Source organism: Streptomyces sp. NPDC025651 (assembly GCF_055558735.1).
In genome coordinates, this window is the sequence record NZ_JBVHLZ010000009.1 from 259,789 (window position 1) to 276,540 (window position 16,752).

General features: G+C 71.8%; 17 protein-coding genes. 3 read left to right on the forward strand and 14 right to left on the reverse strand.

Annotated elements, in window-relative coordinates; all coding sequences use genetic code 11:
- Window position 1: 1 nt before the first annotated feature.
- From ACZ4D5_RS29880 to ACZ4D5_RS29940, 13 genes are all read right to left on the reverse strand, one after another.
- A complete protein-coding gene (locus ACZ4D5_RS29880) occupies window positions 2–910 on the reverse strand; it encodes an ABC transporter permease (RefSeq protein WP_467775543.1) in 909 nt (302 codons plus the stop codon).
- The gene (locus tag ACZ4D5_RS29885) at window positions 897–1,688 is read right to left on the reverse strand and encodes an ABC transporter ATP-binding protein (protein WP_467775544.1); all 792 of its coding nucleotides are present in this window, start codon (window positions 1,686–1,688) and stop codon (window positions 897–899) included. Before ACZ4D5_RS29885 ends, ACZ4D5_RS29880 begins: the two co-directional genes overlap by 14 nt.
- Before the next feature lie 36 nt (window positions 1,689–1,724).
- Window positions 1,725–2,828, reverse strand: coding sequence for an aliphatic sulfonate ABC transporter substrate-binding protein (locus ACZ4D5_RS29890; protein WP_467775545.1), 1,104 nt, complete (start codon window positions 2,826–2,828; stop codon window positions 1,725–1,727).
- A 256-nt stretch (window positions 2,829–3,084) separates the two neighbouring features.
- The gene (locus ACZ4D5_RS29895; protein ID WP_467775546.1) at window positions 3,085–4,446 is read right to left on the reverse strand and encodes a sulfate adenylyltransferase subunit 1; all 1,362 of its coding nucleotides are present in this window, start codon (window positions 4,444–4,446) and stop codon (window positions 3,085–3,087) included.
- Window positions 4,447–4,448: 2 nt separating this feature from the next.
- Entirely contained in the window at window positions 4,449–5,387 is a 939-nt protein-coding gene (gene cysD / locus ACZ4D5_RS29900) for a sulfate adenylyltransferase subunit CysD (RefSeq protein WP_467775547.1), read from the reverse strand.
- Window positions 5,384–5,962, reverse strand: a complete 579-nt coding sequence (gene cysC / locus ACZ4D5_RS29905) for an adenylyl-sulfate kinase (RefSeq protein ID WP_467775548.1) — start codon at window positions 5,960–5,962, stop codon at window positions 5,384–5,386. The genes cysD and cysC overlap by 4 nt, the downstream gene beginning before the upstream one ends.
- Entirely contained in the window at window positions 5,962–6,675 is a 714-nt protein-coding gene (locus ACZ4D5_RS29910; RefSeq protein ID WP_467775549.1) for a phosphoadenylyl-sulfate reductase, read from the reverse strand. Before ACZ4D5_RS29910 ends, cysC begins: the two co-directional genes overlap by 1 nt.
- Entirely contained in the window at window positions 6,672–6,851 is a 180-nt protein-coding gene (locus tag ACZ4D5_RS29915) for a hypothetical protein (protein ID WP_467775550.1), read from the reverse strand. Before ACZ4D5_RS29915 ends, ACZ4D5_RS29910 begins: the two co-directional genes overlap by 4 nt.
- On the reverse strand, window positions 6,848–8,545 hold the full coding sequence (locus tag ACZ4D5_RS29920) for a nitrite/sulfite reductase (RefSeq protein ID WP_467775551.1): 1,698 nt from the start codon (window positions 8,543–8,545) through the stop codon (window positions 6,848–6,850). Before ACZ4D5_RS29920 ends, ACZ4D5_RS29915 begins: the two co-directional genes overlap by 4 nt.
- Window positions 8,546–8,691: 146 nt before the next feature.
- Entirely contained in the window at window positions 8,692–8,775 is an 84-nt protein-coding gene (locus ACZ4D5_RS29925) for a putative leader peptide (protein WP_320591900.1), read from the reverse strand.
- 142 nt (window positions 8,776–8,917) lie between these two features.
- Entirely contained in the window at window positions 8,918–9,505 is a 588-nt protein-coding gene (locus ACZ4D5_RS29930) for a GNAT family N-acetyltransferase (RefSeq protein ID WP_467775552.1), read from the reverse strand.
- Window positions 9,506–9,586: 81 nt separating this feature from the next.
- A complete protein-coding gene (locus tag ACZ4D5_RS29935) occupies window positions 9,587–10,885 on the reverse strand; it encodes a GAF domain-containing protein (RefSeq protein ID WP_467775553.1) in 1,299 nt (432 codons plus the stop codon).
- Between the two features lie 264 nt (window positions 10,886–11,149).
- Window positions 11,150–12,784: an acyl-CoA dehydrogenase family protein gene (locus ACZ4D5_RS29940; protein ID WP_467775554.1), complete on the reverse strand. Its 1,635-nt coding sequence runs from the start codon at window positions 12,782–12,784 to the stop codon at window positions 11,150–11,152.
- 17 nt (window positions 12,785–12,801) lie between these two features.
- Here ACZ4D5_RS29940 and ACZ4D5_RS29945 point away from each other — a divergent pair, with 17 nt between their 5' ends.
- Window positions 12,802–13,938, forward strand: a complete 1,137-nt coding sequence (locus ACZ4D5_RS29945) for a YihY/virulence factor BrkB family protein (protein ID WP_467775555.1) — start codon at window positions 12,802–12,804, stop codon at window positions 13,936–13,938.
- 197 nt (window positions 13,939–14,135) lie between these two features.
- On the opposite strand, the gene ACZ4D5_RS29950 is transcribed toward ACZ4D5_RS29945, so the two are convergent.
- A complete protein-coding gene (locus ACZ4D5_RS29950) occupies window positions 14,136–14,987 on the reverse strand; it encodes an NAD(P)H-binding protein (protein ID WP_467775692.1) in 852 nt (283 codons plus the stop codon).
- A gap of 80 nt (window positions 14,988–15,067) precedes the next feature.
- On the opposite strand from ACZ4D5_RS29950, the gene ACZ4D5_RS29955 reads away from it, so the two are divergent.
- Window positions 15,068–16,006, forward strand: a complete 939-nt coding sequence (locus ACZ4D5_RS29955; RefSeq protein WP_467775556.1) for an AraC family transcriptional regulator — start codon at window positions 15,068–15,070, stop codon at window positions 16,004–16,006.
- A 10-nt stretch (window positions 16,007–16,016) separates the two neighbouring features.
- A complete protein-coding gene (locus ACZ4D5_RS29960) occupies window positions 16,017–16,745 on the forward strand; it encodes a DUF6597 domain-containing transcriptional factor (RefSeq protein WP_467775557.1) in 729 nt (242 codons plus the stop codon).
- Window positions 16,746–16,752: the final 7 nt, after the last annotated feature.

The window sequence follows — 16,752 nt, forward strand, 5'->3', positions numbered from 1 at the left end:
ATCAGCTCTTCACGAGGAGGCCGCGGCCGCGCAGGACGTGCCGCTCCAGCGGGCTGAAGATCAGCAGGTCGATGGCGATGCCGACGATGAGGATGAGGAAGATGGCGAGGAAGACCAGGGACATGGAGCTGGCGTTGCGGCCGTTCTCCAGGAGCTTGCCGAGCCCCACGCCGAGGTCGGGCGAGGACGCGATGATCTCCGCGGCCATCAGCGAGCGCCAGGAGAACGCCCAGCCCTGCTTGAGCCCCGCGAGATAGCCGGGCAGGGCGGCGGGGAGGACGATGTGCCAGGTGTGCTTCAGTCCCGTCGCGCCGAGCGTGCGGCCCGCGCGCAGGAACAGCGGCGGCACCTGGTCGACGCCGGAGACCAGGCCGTTGGCGATGGAGGGCACGGCGCCGAGCAGGATCACCGCGTACATCATCTGGTTGTTCAGTCCCAGCCAGATCACGGCCGGCGGCACCCAGGCCACCGACGGCAGCGACTGCAGGCCGGAGAGGATCGGCCCGATCGCGGCCCGCACGAACCGCACCCGCGCCACGATCAGGCCGAGCGGCGTGCCGATCGCGAGGGCGAAGAGGAAGCCGAGCAGGCCGCGCGAGACGGACGTCCAGATGTAGTCGAGCAGGGTGCCCTGCAGCCACGCCTCGGACACCTCGTCCCACACGGCGGACGGCGCGGGCAGCTTGGTCGGATCGTCGACGATCTTGAAGGAGACCAGCGCCTGCCAGACCACGAGGACGAGCAGGACGGCGGTCAGCGGCGGCAGCACCTTCTGGACCAGGACCTGGCGCACCGGGGTGCGGGTGGGGCCCGCGCCGGACTCCAGCGCGTCGAGGCCCGCCTCCAGACCCGCGAGGTCCTGGCCCTCCTCGGACTCCTTGAGCGGCGTGGACGTCTCAGTGCTTGCCATGGCGGCGGATCTCCCCACGCAGTTGTTCGGTGATCTCGACGGACAGTTCCGCCACGGCGGTGTCCTCGATGCGGCGCGGGTGCTCGATGTCGACCCGCCACTCGTGCGCCACCCGGCCCGGGCGCGAGGAGAGGAGCACGACGCGCTGGGCCAGGCGCACGGCCTCGCGGACGTTGTGCGTGACGAAGAGGACGGAGACGTCGGTCTCGCGCCAGATGCGGGTCAGCTCGTCGTGCAGGACGTCCCGGGTGATCGCGTCCAGCGCCGCGAACGGCTCGTCCATCAGCAGGAGTCGGCTGTCCTGGGCGAGCGCCCGGGCCATCGCCACGCGCTGGCGCATGCCGCCCGACAGCTCGTGCACCCGCTTGCGGTGCGCGCCCTGCAGGCGGACCAGTTCGAGCAGTTCCTCGGCGCGCTCGCGCCGCTCGGTCTTCGGCACCCCCCGCAGCTTGAGGGCGAGCTCGATGTTCTTGCCCGCGGTCAGCCACGGGAAGAGCGCGTGCTCCTGGAACATCAGGGCCGGGCGGCCGTCGGTCGTGATGGTGCCCTCGGACGGATCGTCCAGCCCGGCGACGAGGTTGAGCAGGGTCGACTTGCCGCAGCCCGAGGCTCCCAGAAGGGTGACGAACTCGCCCGGCGCGACGTCGAGGGTGATGTCGTCGAGGACGAGCTGGGGTCCGGCGGGGCCGCCGAAGGACTTCGAGACGTGCTCGATCCTGGCGGCGTGCTCGGCCGTGGTGCGGGTGTCCTCCGCGGCCTTGGCGAGGGTGGTTGCCATGGTCGTCACCTCCTGGGAACTCGGCTGCTTGGCGGGCTACTTGACGCCGAGACCGGCGTCGTCGACCGGGGACTCGCCCTCGGCCTTGAGGACCTTGTTCAGCGGACCGAGGTCGTAGATGCCCCCCAGGTCGGGCTTCTCCAGGAGGCCGGCCTTGACCGCGTGGTCCGCCTCGGCGTCGAGCGTCGCGGCCAGCGGGTCGTTGGTCGTCCGGATGGACTTCCACGCCGGGTCGAGCACCTCGGCGGGCAGCGGCTTGCCGGTGTCCGCCTTCAGCCGGGCGTTCGCGGCGGCCTTGGCCTTCTCGGGGTTCTTCGCGATCCACGCGTTGGTCTTCACGGCGCCGCGCAGGACGGCCTCGACGACCTTCGGGTGCTCCTTGAGGAACTCCTGGCGCACGATGATGTTCGTGATCACGAACTTCTTGTCCGGCCACAGGTCGGCCTCGTCGAGGAGGACCTTCGCACCCTCGGCGACCAGCTTGGACGCGGTCGGCTCCGGCACCCAGGCGCCGTCGATGGAGCCGGACTTGTAGGCGTCCGGGGTGATCTTGTTGTCGGTGCGGAGCACCGACACGTCGCCCTTGCCGCTCTGCGCGTCGACCTTCCAGCCCTGCTCGGCGATCCAGTTGAGGAAGGCCACGTCCTGGGTGTTGCCGAGCTGCGGCGTCGCGATCTTCTTGCCCTTGACGTCGTCCTGGGACTTGATCTTCTTCGGGTTCACGACGAGCTTCACGCCGCCGGACGCCGAACCGCCGATGATCCGCAGGTTCTTGCCCTGGGACTTGGTGTAGCCGTTGATGGCGGGGGACGGGCCGATCCAGCCGATGTCGATCGATCCCGCATTGAGCGCCTCGATCTCCGAGGGGCCCGCGTTGAACTGGGAGTACTTCGCCTCCGTGCCGCCGAGCTCCTTCTGGAACAGGCCCTCCTGGTTGCCGACCAGGGCGGTGGCGTGGGTGAGGTTCGGGAAGTACCCGATCTTCACGCTGTCCAGACCGTCGATCTTCTCGGCACCCTCGGCGATCTCGGCCTTGCCGTCGGTGTCGGTCGCTTCGGATCCGTAGCCGCAGGCGCCGAGCGCCAGGGCCAACAGGGGCAGGGCCGCGAGGGCGGCGAGTCGGGTGCGTGGTGCAGGCACGGGAGGTGGTCCTCTCGTTGGCCCGGTCTCACGCCGTCAGGTCGTGGCCGGGAGGTCGGCAGGTCTTCGTCTTCGTACGGAAGTGCCCGCGAGGCAGGGGCGGGCGTGGGCGCGCGAGCGGTGCGCGTGCACCTGCCCCGCCAAGGGCGTCACGCCGCACATCGCGCGACTCCGCCCTGCCCGCTGCCGAGGGCGCCGCTGCCGATGCGGCCGCCCTCTTTCGCGAACGTCGCGAACACGTCGACGTAGGTCATGGTCAGAAGTCCCAACCCGCGTCGTCCGCCGCGGAGTCGTCCTCGTCGGCGGGCGTGGCGAAGGCGTCGCCCGCCATGCCCGCCGCGAGCGTCGTGCCGTCCGCCGGGTCGATCAGGAGGAAGGATCCGGTGCGGCGCGAGTCGGCGTACGCGTCGAGCGCGAGGGGCTCGGCGGTGCGGACCTTCACACGGCCGATGTCGTTGGCCACCAGCTGACCCGGCTCCGGGTGCTGTGAGAGGTCGTCGAGGGTGAGCCGGGACGGGATCTCCTTGACGATCGCCTTGACCGTGCGGGTGGTGTGCTTGAGCAGCACCCGCTGGCCGACGCTCAGCGCGGTGTCCGCGACATGGCAGACGGTCGCCTCGATGTCCTGCGTGGTGGGCGGGGTGTCGCCGCTCGGCACGATCAGGTCACCGCGGGAGATGTCGATGTCGTCGTCGAGGAGCAGCGTGACGGACTGCGGCGTCCACGCCACGTCCACCGGCTTGCCCAGCAGGTCGATCCCGGAGATCTTCGAGGTCCGCCCCGAGGGCAGCACCGTCACGGACTCGCCGACCCGGAACGTGCCCGCCGCGATCTGCCCCGCATAGCCCCGGTAGTCGGGGTGCTCGGCGGTCTGCGGGCGGATCACGTACTGCACGGGAAGGCGCGCGTGGCAGGAGGTCAGGTCATGGCTGACCGGGACCGTCTCCAGGTGCTCGAGGACGGTCGGGCCGCCGTACCAGTCCATGTTCGACGACGGCTCGACGACGTTGTCGCCCGCGAGCGCGGAGATCGGGATCGCGGTGATCTCCGGAACGCCCAACTCCCCGGCGTACGAGGTGAATTCCTCGGCGATCCGCGCGAAGACCGTCTCGTCGTACGCGACGAGGTCCATCTTGTTCACGGCGAGCACGACGTGCGGGACGCGCAGCAGCGCCGCGACCGCGGCGTGCCTGCGGGTCTGCTCGATGACGCCGTTGCGGGCGTCGACCAGGACGACGGCGAGGTCGGCCGTGGACGCGCCGGTGACCATGTTCCGGGTGTACTGCACGTGCCCCGGGGTGTCGGCGAGGATGAACCGGCGCCGGGCCGTGGCGAAGTAGCGGTACGCCACGTCGATGGTGATGCCCTGCTCCCGCTCGGCCCGCAGGCCGTCCGTGAGCAGCGCCAGGTCGGGGGCGTCGGCGCCGCGGCTCGCCGAGGCGCGCTCCACGGCCTCCAGCTGGTCGGTGAGGACCGACTTGGAGTCGTGCAGCAGGCGGCCCACCAGGGTGGACTTGCCGTCGTCGACGGATCCGGCGGTGGCGAACCGCAGCAGGGTGGTGGCGGACAACTGCTCGGTGGAGAGCGGCTGTACCGGCTCAGTGGTGCTGTTGCTCATGGTTAGAAGTACCCCTCGCGCTTGCGGTCTTCCATCGCGGCCTCGGAGAGCTTGTCGTCCGCCCGCGTCGCCCCGCGCTCGGTGAGGCGGGACGCGGCGATCTCGGCGATGACGGCGTCCAGCGTCGTCGCGTCCGAGTCGACGGCGCCGGTGCAGGACATGTCGCCCACCGTGCGGTAGCGGATCAGCCGCCTGACGACCTCCTCGCCCTCCTTGGGGCCGCCCCAGTCGCCCGCGGTCAGCCACATCCCGGAGCGCTTGAAGACGTCCCGCTCGTGCGCGAAGTAGATCTGCGGGAGCTCGATCTCCTCGCGGGCGATGTACTGCCACACGTCCAGCTCGGTCCAGTTGGAGAGCGGGAAGACGCGGACGTGCTCGCCGGGCGCGTGCCGGCCGTTGTAGAGCTGCCACAGCTCGGGGCGCTGGCGGCGCGGGTCCCACTGCGAGAACTCGTCGCGCAGCGAGAACACCCGCTCCTTGGCGCGGGCCTTCTCCTCGTCACGGCGCCCGCCGCCGAAGACCGCGTCGAACCTCTCGCTCTGGATCTTCTCGGTGAGCGGCACGGTCTGCAGCGGATTGCGCGTCCCGTCCGGCCGCTCGCGGAGCTTGCCCGCGTCGATGTACTCCTGCACGGAGGCGACGTGCAGCCGCAGTCCGTGCTCGGCGACCACGCGGTCGCGGTACTCGATGACCTCGGGGAAGTTGTGCCCGGTGTCGACGTGGAGCAGCGAGAAGGGGATCGACGCCGGGGCGAACGCCTTCAGCGCCAGGTGCAGCATGACGATGGAGTCCTTGCCGCCGGAGAACAGGATCACCGGCCGCTCGAACTCGCCCGCCACCTCGCGGAAGATGTGCACCGCCTCGGACTCCAGGGCGTCCAGGTGGCTGAGCGCGTAGGGGCTGTCGGTGCCCTCGTCGTTCACTGTGGCGACGGTGGTCATGCGAGACCCCTCTCGGTGAGCAGCGCGTGCAGCGCCGCCGCGGACTCCTGCACGGTCTGGTCCTGCGACTCGATGCGCAGATCGGGGGAGTCCGGTGCCTCGTAGGGGTCGTCGACCCCGGTGAGCCCGGATATCTCGCCCGCCGCCTGCTTGGCGTACAGACCCTTCACATCGCGTACGGAGCAGACCTCGACCGGCGTCGCGACGTGCACCTCGACGTACGCGGTGCCGCCCGCCTGGTGGCGCTTGCGGACCGCCTCGCGGCTGTCCGCGAACGGGGCGATCACCGGGACCAGGGCCAACACGCCGTTGCGCGCGAGGAGTTCGGCGACGAAGCCGATCCGCTGCACGTTGGTGTCCCGGTCCGCGCGGCTGAAGCCGAGGCCCGCCGAGAGGAACTCGCGGATCTCGTCGCCGTCGAGGACCTCGACGCGGCGGCCCTCCTCGCGCAGGCGGCCCGCCAGTTCGTACGCGATGGTGGTCTTGCCGGCGCTGGGCAGGCCGGTGAGCCAGACGGTGGCTCCGGTCGTCACGTGGTTCTCCCGGGTCGGTGGCTGAATCTGTGGCGCGGGCATCAGTGGATTCCGCACTCGGTCTTGTTGTTCCCCGCCCAGCGTCCCGCGCGCGCGTCCTCGCCCTCCAGGAGCCGGCGGGTGCAGGGCGCGCAGCCCACCGAGCCGTAGCCGTCCATCAGGAGCGGATTGGTCAGGACGCCGTGCTCGGCGACGTACGCGTCCACGTCGTCCTGCGTCCAGCGGGCGATCGGCGAGACCTTGACCTTCTGCCGCTTCTCGTCCCAGCCGACGACCGGGGTGTTCGCGCGGGTCGGCGACTCGTCGCGGCGTAGCCCGGTGGCCCACGCCGCGTAGCCCGCCAGGCCGTCCTCCAGCGGCTGCACCTTGCGCAGCCTGCAGCACAGGTCGGGGTCGCGGTCGTGCAGCTTCGGGCCGTACTCGGCGTCCTGCTCGGCCACGGTCCGACGCGGCGTCAAGGTGATGACGTTGACGTCCATCACGGCCTCGACGGCGTCGCGGGTGCCGATGGTCTCCGGGAAGTGGTAGCCGGTGTCCAGGAACACGACGTCCACACCGGGCAGGGTCCGCGAGGCGAGATGGGCGACGACCGCGTCCTCCATCGAGGAGGTCACGCAGAACCCGGCGCCGAACGTGGAGACCGCCCACCGGAGGATCTCCAGCGCGGAGGCGTCCTCCAGGTCACGCCCCGCCTGCTCGGCGAGCGCCTTCAACTCGTCGTTCGTGCGCCGCTCGTGAGTCTGAGCCGTCGTCATATCTCTTCCCCTCCACCGCTGGTGTGCCGAACACCCCGGGACAGCAGCCCGAGGAACGTCAGCTGGAAGGCTCGATTGCACGCCGCGCATTCCCAGGCGCCGTGCCCGGTCTCGTTCGGGCGCAGGTCCTCGTCGCCGCAGTAGGGGCAGTGGAAGGGGGCGGCACGCTCGCTCACTTGAGGGCCTCCTCGGGTGCGCGCGCGGCCCAGGTGGCGAACCGCTCGCCGTCCTTGCGGCCCTCCTGGAAGCGCTTGAGGACCCGCTCGACGTAGTCGGGCAGCTCGGCCGCGGTGACCTTCAGGCCGCGCACCTTGCGGCCGAACCCGGCGTCCAGGCCGAGCGCGCCGCCCAGGTGCACCTGGTAGCCCTCGACCTGGTTGCCCTCGTCGTCCAGGACCAGCTGGCCCTTGAGGCCGATGTCGGCGACCTGGATGCGGGCGCAGGCGTTCGGGCAGCCGTTGATGTTGATGGTGATCGGCTGGTCGAACTCCGGGATGCGGCGCTCCAGTTCGTCGATGAGCGAGGCGCCGCGCGCCTTGGTCTCGACGATGGCGAGCTTGCAGAACTCGATGCCGGTGCAGGCCATGGTGCCGCGCCGGAAGGGCGAGGCGTTGACCCTGAGGTCGAGGGCCTCCAGGGCGGAGACGAGCGAGTCGACCTGCTCCCGCTCGACGTCGAGCACGATCATCTTCTGCTCGGCGGTGGTGCGCAGGCGGCCCGAGCCGTGCGCCTCGGCGACCTCGGCGATCTTCGTGAGGGTGGTGCCGTCCACCCGGCCGACGCGGGGCGCGAAGCCGACGTAAAAGCGCCCGTCCTTCTGCTTGTGCACGCCGAGGTGGTCGCGCCAGGTGCCGCTGGGCTGCTCGGGCGCGGGCCCGTCGGTGAGCCGCCGCCCCAGGTACTCGTCCTCCAGGACCTGCCGGAACTTCTCCGGGCCCCAGTCGGCGACGAGGAACTTCAGGCGGGCGCGGTTGCGCAGCCGGCGGTAGCCGTAGTCGCGGAAGATGCCGATGACGCCGCCGAACACGTCGGGGACGTCCTCCAGGGAGACCCATGTGCCAAGGCGCACACCGAGCTTGGGGTTGGTGGAGAGGCCGCCGCCGACCCACAGGTCGAAGCCGGGGCCGTGCTCGGGGTGGTGGACGCCGACGAAGGCGATGTCGTTGATCTCGTGCGCCACGTCGAGCTGCGGCGAGCCGGAGATCGCGGACTTGAACTTGCGCGGCAGGTTCGAGAAGTCGGGGTTGCCGATGAAGCGGCGCTGTATCTCGTCGATGGCGGGGGAGCCGTCGATGATCTCGTTCTCGGCGATCCCCGCGACCGGCGAGCCGAGGATCACGCGGGGCGTGTCACCGCAGGCCTCGGTCGTGGAGAGCCCCACGGCCTCCAGGCGCCGCCAGATCTCGGGGACGTCCTCGATGCGGATCCAGTGGTACTGGATGTTCTGCCGGTCGGTGAGGTCGGCGGTGCCGCGCGCGAACTCCTGGGAGACCTCGCCGATGACCCGCAGCTGCTCGGTGGTCAGGCGCCCGCCGTCGATCCGGACCCGGAGCATGAAGTACTCGTCGTCCAGCTCCTCCGGCTCCAGGATCGCGGTCTTGCCGCCGTCGATCCCGGGCTTGCGCTGGGTGTAGAGGCCCCACCAGCGCATCCGCCCGCGCAGGTCGTTCGGGTCGATCGAGTCGAATCCGCGCTTCGAGTAGATCGTCTCAATGCGTGTCCGCACATTGAGACCGTCGTCGTCCTTCTTGAACTGCTCGTTCCCGTTGAGCGGCGTGAAGTGACCCACGGCCCACTGGCCCTCGCCGCGGTGACGGCTCGCCTTGCGGCGGGGCGTGGCTGGGGCGGGCTTCTCTGGAGTGGTGGGCATGGGTGTACGTCCTTCGGGCAGCGGGAAATGCGGCTCTGACCTGCGGGTATGGGCACATGCGGAAATGTGCGCGCGGCGCTGCGCAGGGAGGGTTCAGGGAGGATCGAGAGCGATCGGGGATCAGATGTGCGGCGGTGCTGAGTCGATCAGCAAGCCGGACACATGGCGCTGGACATGCGGCCGAGGTCGACGTGACGTCGACTCACCAAGGCGATTCCAGTGCGATCCATGCCGGAAGCGTGTCACGGGACTTTCGGCCCAGTCCAGCATTATCCAAAATGTGGACACCCTTGTCCCGGATCGTGGACAAGGGTGTCGTGGGTCACTCGCGGGCGACCCGTGGGCCGGGTCGGGTGGGCGGGGCCTGGCGGGTCAGGCGCGGTACGCCCCCGGCCAGGGGCCGGGGGCCGCGGCGTCCGGCTCCTGCTCGACCTTCGTGTCGAAGAGCTTGAAGCCGCGCCGCTGGTAGTTGTCCATGGCGTGCTCGCCGTCCTTGGAGCAGGTGTGCAGCCACACCCGCTCGGTCGGCGCGAGTCCCGGCCACCGCTCGGCCAGGTCCCAGGCGCGGGCGGTGGCGTACGAGAGGAGGTGGCCGCCGATGCGGCGCCCCCGGAAGGCGGGGATCAGCCCGAAGTAGACGATCTCCACGACGCCCTCCGCCCCGTCGCCCTTCTCGCCCCGGGCCGCCAGCTCCACGTACCCGGCGGGCGTGCCGTTCTCGTAGGCGACCCAGGTCTCCACGCCCGGCCGCTCCAGGAGCTTCTGCCACTCGGCATGGGTGAGGGTGAGCCGGTCGGTCCAGCGGATGTCCCCGCCCACGGACGCGTACAGGAACCGGCTGAACTCGGGCGAGGGCACTTCGGCGCGCACGATCCGCACGTCGCCGTCGGGCGCGGCGGCCGGGAGCAGGTCGGTGGGAGACGTCTGCTCCAGGGACCAGGTGGTGACAGTGATGCTCATGGGGCCCAGCGAATCACGCTCCGGGATCCGGGGCGAGGCCGGGATCCCGGCCGTCGGGATCGGGCGGGGGAGGGCGAAGGCTCATGGCTCCGCCACGCTCCTCGCCTTCCGTATGGCCGGCGCGGTCGAGTGCGGCAGGAGGTCCGCGGGGCGCTCCGGCAGGACCACCTCCACGTCGACCTCCTCGCGGAAGCGGTAGGGGCGGTGGGCGAGCAGACCGCCCAAGTAGCGTCGTACGCGCGAGAGTTCGGCACGCACCGTCACCGTGCGCGCCGGGTCCCCGAACATGTCCTCGGCCAGGCCCGAAGCGGTGCGCCCCGTGCGGTGCGTGGCGAGCAGGTAGAGCAACTCGGCGTGGCGCGGGGTCAGTTCATGGGTCCAGTCGCGCGCGCCGCCGAGCACCGCGAGCGTCCACCGGCGCGGGCCGCTGACGTCCAGGACGAGCCGGGTTGCGGCGACCGGTTCGGGGGTGTCGCCCGGGCTCTCCAGGCGGAGCAGCCAGCCGCCGGGCAGCGGCTCCACCCGGCAGGAGCCGAGCGTCGGCAGCCAAGTGCGGCCCGGCCCGAAGGACTTGGGGAGGGCGAAGCGGTCCTCGGGGGGCATGCCCGTCACCGCGGCGGTCCAGCCGTGCGTGTCCACCGCGATCGCCCGGCCGTCCAGGCGGGACAGGATCGGCGCCGCCACCGCACGCAGCCGGTCGAGGGAGGTGGTGTGCCGCTCCCGCAGCCGGGCCTCGGCGAGCTTGGCCACCGAGTCGACCAGGGCGAGCGTCGCCGGATGCATGGTCTGCAGCGGGCCGCTGACGTCGACCACGCCGAGCAGGCTGCCGTCGCGCGGATCGGTGACCGGAGCGCCCGTACACGTCCAGGGGTGGTGGGTCTGCACGAAGTGCTCGGCGGAGAAGACCTGCACGGGGCGGCGCACCACCAGCGGGGTCCCTATGCCGTTCGTGCCGACGACGCCCTCGCTCCAGTCCGCGCCCAGCTCGAAGCCGAGCGAGTCCGCCTTGCGCAGCACCCCGGAGCTGCCCTCGCGCCACAGCACGCGACCGTCCGGGTCGCAGACGACCATGATGTGCTGCGCGGCGTCCGCCACCGACACCAGGGCGTTGCGCAGGACGGGCAGGATCTCCAGGAGCTGCGACGTGCGGCGGCGCTGCTCCAACTCCTCCTCGTTCAGGAGCCGGGACCGGAAGTCGTGGTCGGGGTCGACCCCGCCGAGGATCATCCGCCCCCAGGAGTCGCCGATCACGGGCCGCGGCAGGACGCGCGGCCGCTGCCCTGACAGCGTCGCGTCGCGCACCCCCTTCAAGAGGCGCGCGGCGTGCGCGAGATCCATGGCGGATATGCGCGCGAGATCGATCGTCGAAGGGGAGTTCATCACCACTGGGTCCTTTCCGGCCAGACCAGTGCGTAGGGGCATGTATTCATCGTGCCCTCTGAGGGCTTCCCCGGGTGAGGCATCGGCGATGAATCAGGGGGAGGCCGCGGCGGGTTGCAACCTCATGCAACTCTGGCGAACGACTGTGCGGTGCCCGAATCTGGTCACAACGCCGCCCGTGCGGTGTTCATGCTCCTCAAGGGGCCTGAGAGACGGGGGTGGTGCCGTGTCGGCGCAGCACCACCCCCGTGTCAGCTCCGGTCGCTAGACCCCCGGGGCCGCCCGTTCCACCACGGACGCCAGATCGAGGCTGTGCGGCAGCGTGCCGAACGCCGCGCCCCAGTCACCGCCGAGCCGCGAGCCGCAGAACGCGTCGGCGACCTCCGGCGGCGCGTGCCGCACGAGCAGCGACCCCTGGAGCACCAGCGCCATGCGCTCCACCAGGCGCCGCGCCCGGCCCTCGATGCCGTCCAGGTCGGCCAGTTCGGTCAGCAGGCCCTTGATCGCCCCGTCCAGACGGTGGTCGGCGCCGCGCGCCTCCCCGACCTCCCGCAGGAACGCGTTCAGGGCCGTCGGCTCGCGCTGCAGCGCCCTCAGCACATCGAGGGCCTGGACATTTCCCGAGCCCTCCCAGATGGAGTTGAGCGGCGCCTCGCGCAGCAGCCGCGGCATGCCCGACTCCTCGACGTAGCCGTTGCCGCCCAGGCACTCCAGGGCCTCGCCCGCCAGCGGTGTGCACCGCTTGGTCACCCAGTACTTCGCGGCCGGCACCGCGAGCCGCAGGAACGCCCGCTCCTGCTCGCCCCCGTCGTCGTACGCCGCCGCGAGCCGCATCGCCAGCGTCGTGGCCGCCTCCGACTCCAGGGCCATGTCCGCGAGGACGTTGCGCATGAGCGGCTTGTCGACGAGCTTGCCGCCGAACGCCTCCCGGTACGTGGCGTGGTGCACCGCCTGCGCGACGGCCTGCCGCATCAGCGCCGCCGAACCGATCACGCAGTCGAGCCGGGTCGCCGCCACCATCTCGATGATGGTGCGCACCCCGCGCCCCTCCTCCCCGACCCGGCGCGCCCACGTCCCGTCGAACTCGACCTCGCTCGACGCGTTGGACCTGTTGCCCAGCTTGTCCTTGAGCCGCTGGACGGCGAAGACGTTGCGCGAGCCGTCCTCCAGGACGCGCGGCACCAGGAAGCAGGTCAGCCCCCGCTCGGCCTGCGCCAGCACCAGGAAGGCGTCCGACATCGGCGCCGAGCAGAACCACTTGTGCCCCGTCAGCTCGTACGTCCCCTCCTCCGCGAGGGCCCGCGCGCGCGTGGTGTTGGCCCGTACGTCGCTGCCGCCCTGCTTCTCCGTCATGCCCATCCCGAAGAGGACGCCCGCCTTCTGCGACGCCGGACGCAGCCCCTCGTCGTACACGGTCGACGTCAGACGCGGCTCCCACTCGGCGGCCAGCGCGGGATCGGCGCGCAGCGCGGGCACCGCCGCGTGCGTCATCGACACCGGGCAGCCGTGCCCGCCCTCGGTCTGCGTCCACACCAGGAACCCCGCCGCCCGCCGCACATGCCCGCCCGGCCGCGACCAGGCCGCCGTCAGCCCCGCGGAGACCGCCTTGCCGAGCAGCCGGTGCCAGGACGGATGGAAGTCGACCTCGTCGATCCGGTTCCCATAGCGGTCATGTGTCCGCAGAACGGGAGGATTCTCGTTGGCGAGCGCTCCCCACCTCTGCGCCTGGGCGGAACCAGCGGTGCGGCCGAGCAGGGAGAGCTCCTCGCGGGCGGAATCCAGGAGCGCCGGGTCCAGGTGCCGCTCGACGCCCTCCACAAGGGCCCGGTCGGACGCGAATACGTCATATCCCACCAGGGGCGGAGCCTGGTTGGTCACTGTGTGGGTGCTGGCTGCCATGCCGCTACGGTAAGGAGGTGCACCAGGCAAAAGAAACACCCGGGCGGCCCTCTGGCCGCTGGAACCGGGCCCGCGCTCTCTACCGGAACGTCTCCAAGCGCAGGACCGCCTGGCTGCTGCTCAAGGACACCGTCAACTCATGCATTGAGTACCGCATCCTGGGGCTCGCGGCCGAGGCGGCGTTCTTCACGCTCCTGTCCGTGCCGCCGCTGCTCCTGAGCCTCATCGGGCTGCTCGCGTACGTCGACCGCTGGACCGGCGCGGACACCATCGCCAGCGTGCAGAACAACATCCTGGAGGCGTCCCGCACGGTCCTGTCCGACCGGGGCGTCCACCAGATCGCGGAACCGATACTGGACGACGTGCTGCGGGTCAGCCGGCCCGACGTCATCTCCATCGGCTTCCTCTTCGCGCTGTGGTCGGGCTCCCGCGCGGTGAACGTCTTCATCGACACCATCACCGTGATGTACGGCCTCGACGGCGTGCGCGGCATCGTCAAGACGCGGATCCTCGCCTTCGGCCTGTTCATCGTGGCGCTGCTGATCGGTTCGGTGGCGCTGCCGCTGATGGTGGCGGGGCCCGACGCGGTGGTGAATCTCCTGCCGGGCTCGACGACGGTCGTCCAGATCCTCTACTGGCCGGTCGTCGTCATCCTCTCCGTCGTCTTCCTGACGACGCTGTACCACGTGTCCGTGCCGGTGCGTTCGCCGTGGGTCGAGGACATGCCGGGCGCGCTGATCGCGCTGGCCATGTGGGTGCTCGGCAGCTTCCTGCTCCGCATCTACCTGACCAGCACGGTGGAGGGCCCCACGATCTACGGCTCGCTGGCGGCCCCGGTCGCCGTGTTGCTGTGGATCGGCGTGTCGGCCTTCGCCGTCCTGGTCGGCGCCGCGGTCAACGCGGCGATCGACCGGGTCTGGCCGTCCGTCGCCACGGCCGCGGCGCGCGCCGCCAACGACCGCATAAGGGAGGCGCAGGCCGCGGAGGTGGTCGCCCGCGCGGCCGCCGCGCGCGAGGCGGTCACGGACCCCGAGGACCCCGAAATGCCCTCGGAGTTCCCCGAACGCTGGTCCCGCTTCCTCCCGCCGGACGACGTGACATCACGGTTGCGGACGCACGCGAAGAAGAACGGCACGAATCCTCCTCCGGAGTAGGGGGCGCCGTACATCACCGGCTTCGCCGAGTTCGTCCTCAATCGCCGGACGGGCTCAGGAGACCTGTGGCCCCGAAATCTCTCAGCCCCTCCGGCGTTTGAGGAGCGGGGTCTGGGGCGGAGCCCCGGGGGGCGAGCCACGGAGGGGGCCCGGGGGCTTCGCCCCCGGTTTCGGGAAGGGGCGGGGTCGGGGAGAGTTCACGCCTTCCAGACGCCCGCCTCCGCGCACTCCCGGACGAAGTCCGCGAAGTCACGGGGCGCCCGGCCGAGGGCCTGCTGGACCCCGTCCGAGAGACGGGCATTGCGGCCGTCCAGGTTCGTCTCGAACAGCTCGATCAGGAACCCCACCTCCTCCTCCGGCACCCCGAACTCCGCCAGCGCCACCCCGTACTCCCGCGCGGACACGGGCACGTACGCGATCTCCCGCCCCACGGCCGCCGCGACCTCCGCCACCGCCTCACGGAAGGAGAGCAGGCGGGGCCCGGTGAGGTCGAGGGTGCGGCCCGCGAAACGGGCGGTGTCGTCGGTGAGCGCGGCGACGACCACGTCCGCGACGTCCCGCGTGTCGACGAACGGTTCGAGGACCTCCCCGGCGGGGAACACCAGCTCCCCGCCCCGCATCCCGTCCAGGAGCGGCCCCTCGCTGAGGTTCTGCGCGAACCACGCGGCCCGCACGACCGTCCACACCGCGCCCGACTCCCGCACGGCCCGCTCCGTCGCGTGCGCCTGCTCCTCGCCCCGCGCCGACAGCAGCGTCAGCCGCCGTACGCCGAGTTCGACCGCGAGCCGCGCGAACGCGCCCACCGCATCGGCCGCGCCGGGAGCCCCGACGTCCGGCAGGTAGGCGAGGTGTGCCGCGTCGGCGCCCCGCAGGGCGTCCGCCCAGGTCGACCGGTCCGCCCAGTCGAACCGCACCGCGCCGGACCGCGAGGCCGCCCGCACGGTGAGCCCCGCTGCCTCGGCGGACTCCACGACCCTGCGGCCCACCCGGCCGGTCGCGCCCGTCACCAGTACCGTCGTGTTCGTCTCGTTCTTCTTGTCCGTCGTCATGCGTTCAGTCAACTGCCCGGTGCCGCGGCGGACCATCGTCCAGAAGCTCACGCGCATGCGCGTGCGTCTACGCTGCCGCCATGGACGTACTCGCAGGTCTGCTCGAGGGCCCCCGCGCGCGGGGAGCCTTCATGATCCGTGCGCTGTTCGACCCGCCCTGGTCGGTCCGCATCGCGGACGAGGCGCCTCTGTCGGTCATGGTCATGGTGCGCGGCACCGGCTGGATCGTCCCCGAGGACGGCGGCCCCGCCCAGCGCATCCGCCCCGGCGACCTCGCCATCGCCCGCGGCCCCGACCACTACACCTGCGCCGGCGAGGCCACCACCGCGCCCTTCGCCGAGATCCGGCCCGGCGAGCGCTGCGTGCCCCTGGACGGCGCCCCCGTGGCCCGCTACCGCGACCTGGGCCCGCGTGCCTGGGGCGAGTCGCCGACGAGCTCGGTGGAGATGCTGATCGGCACCTACCAGATGCGCGGTGAGATCACCGGACGCCTCCTGGACGCGCTGCCGCCGCTGCTCGTGCTGCCCACCGAGGTGTGGGACTGCCCCCTCACCCCGCTGCTCGCCGACGAGATCAGCAAGGACGAGCCGGGCCAGGACGTCGTCCTCGACCGGCTCCTCGACCTGCTCCTGATCGCCGCGTTGCGCGCCTGGTTCTCCCGCCCGGAGGCGGCGGCCCCCGCCTGGTACGGCGCGCTCGGCGACCCCGTCGTCGGCCGCGCCCTGCGCCTGCTCCAGGACGACCCCGCGCACCCCTGGACGATCGCGGACCTCGCCGCGAAGTCGGGCGTCTCGCGGGCCGCGCTGGCCCGGCGGTTCGCCGAGCTCGTGGGGGAGCCCCCGATGACGTACCTGACGAACTGGCGGCTCGCGCTCGCCGCGGACCTGCTGCGCGACACCGGCCTGACGATCGCCTCGATAGCCGCCCGCGTCGGGTACGGCAGCGCGTTCGCCCTGTCCAGCGCCTTCAAGCGGGTCTACGGGGTCAGCCCGCAGGAGCACCGCACGCGCGCGGCGTAGCCTGGGTCCCGTGGCCACAAAGAGCGTCGCGCCCGGCGACTACCGGGAGCGGCCGTCCCGGCTGACCGGCGCGGTCGTGTGGACCCGCGTGGCCACGGGCGCCCCCGGCGACTCCCGCCCCGTGCTGCCCGACGGCTGCATGGACCTGCTGTGGACCGAGGGCCGGCTCTTCGTCGCGGGCCCGGACACCCATGCGTACGTCCCCCAGGTCACGGGCCCCGAAAGCCGCTACGTCGGCATCCGCTTCCACCCCGGCACCGCCCCGTCCTTCCTCGGCGTCCCGGCCCACGAACTGCGGGACCGGCGCGTGGAGTTGGCCGACCTGTGGGGCGGAGCCGAGGCGCGCCGCCTCACCGAGCGGGTGGACGGTGCGGCCGACCCGACGGCCGCCCTGGAGGCCGTCGCCGTGGAGCGCGCCGCGGGCGCCGAGCCGCCCGACCGGCTCCTCGCCCACATCGTCGCGTCCCTGGGCGCGGGTCACTCCATCGCGCGGACCGCGGCGGACGCGGGCGTCAACACCCGTCTGCTGCACCGCCGTTCGCTGCCCGCCTTCGGGTACGGGCCCAAGACGCTGGCTCGGGTCCTTCGCCTGCAGCGGGCGCTCGCGCTGGCCCGCGAAGGCCTGTCGTACGCGGACACGGCGGCCGTCGCGGGCTTCGCCGACCAGGCTCATCTCGCCCGCGACGTCAAGGAGTTGACGGGGGTGCCGCTCGGCACGCTGCTCGGCGGCCACCCCTAGCGGGCGG

Excerpts from the sequence above, each read along its gene's own strand:
- ACZ4D5_RS29880 (WP_467775543.1), bottom strand. The coding sequence starts at position 910 with ATGGCAAGCACTGAGACGTCCACGCCGCTCAAGGAGTCCGAGGAGGGC.
- ACZ4D5_RS29885 (WP_467775544.1), bottom strand. The coding sequence starts at position 1,688 with ATGGCAACCACCCTCGCCAAGGCCGCGGAGGACACCCGCACCACGGCC.
- ACZ4D5_RS29895 (WP_467775546.1), bottom strand. The coding sequence starts at position 4,446 with ATGAGCAACAGCACCACTGAGCCGGTACAGCCGCTCTCCACCGAGCAG.
- cysD (WP_467775547.1), bottom strand. The coding sequence starts at position 5,387 with ATGACCACCGTCGCCACAGTGAACGACGAGGGCACCGACAGCCCCTAC.
- cysC (WP_467775548.1), bottom strand. The coding sequence starts at position 5,962 with ATGCCCGCGCCACAGATTCAGCCACCGACCCGGGAGAACCACGTGACG.
- ACZ4D5_RS29910 (WP_467775549.1), bottom strand. The coding sequence starts at position 6,675 with ATGACGACGGCTCAGACTCACGAGCGGCGCACGAACGACGAGTTGAAG.
- ACZ4D5_RS29920 (WP_467775551.1), bottom strand. The coding sequence starts at position 8,545 with ATGCCCACCACTCCAGAGAAGCCCGCCCCAGCCACGCCCCGCCGCAAG.
- ACZ4D5_RS29925 (WP_320591900.1), bottom strand. The coding sequence starts at position 8,775 with ATGGATCGCACTGGAATCGCCTTGGTGAGTCGACGTCACGTCGACCTC.
- ACZ4D5_RS29930 (WP_467775552.1), bottom strand. The coding sequence starts at position 9,505 with ATGAGCATCACTGTCACCACCTGGTCCCTGGAGCAGACGTCTCCCACC.
- ACZ4D5_RS29935 (WP_467775553.1), bottom strand. The coding sequence starts at position 10,885 with ATGAACTCCCCTTCGACGATCGATCTCGCGCGCATATCCGCCATGGAT.
- ACZ4D5_RS29940 (WP_467775554.1), bottom strand. The coding sequence starts at position 12,784 with ATGGCAGCCAGCACCCACACAGTGACCAACCAGGCTCCGCCCCTGGTG.
- ACZ4D5_RS29950 (WP_467775692.1), bottom strand. The coding sequence starts at position 14,987 with ATGACGACGGACAAGAAGAACGAGACGAACACGACGGTACTGGTGACG.
- ACZ4D5_RS29955 (WP_467775556.1), top strand. The coding sequence starts at position 15,068 with ATGGACGTACTCGCAGGTCTGCTCGAGGGCCCCCGCGCGCGGGGAGCC.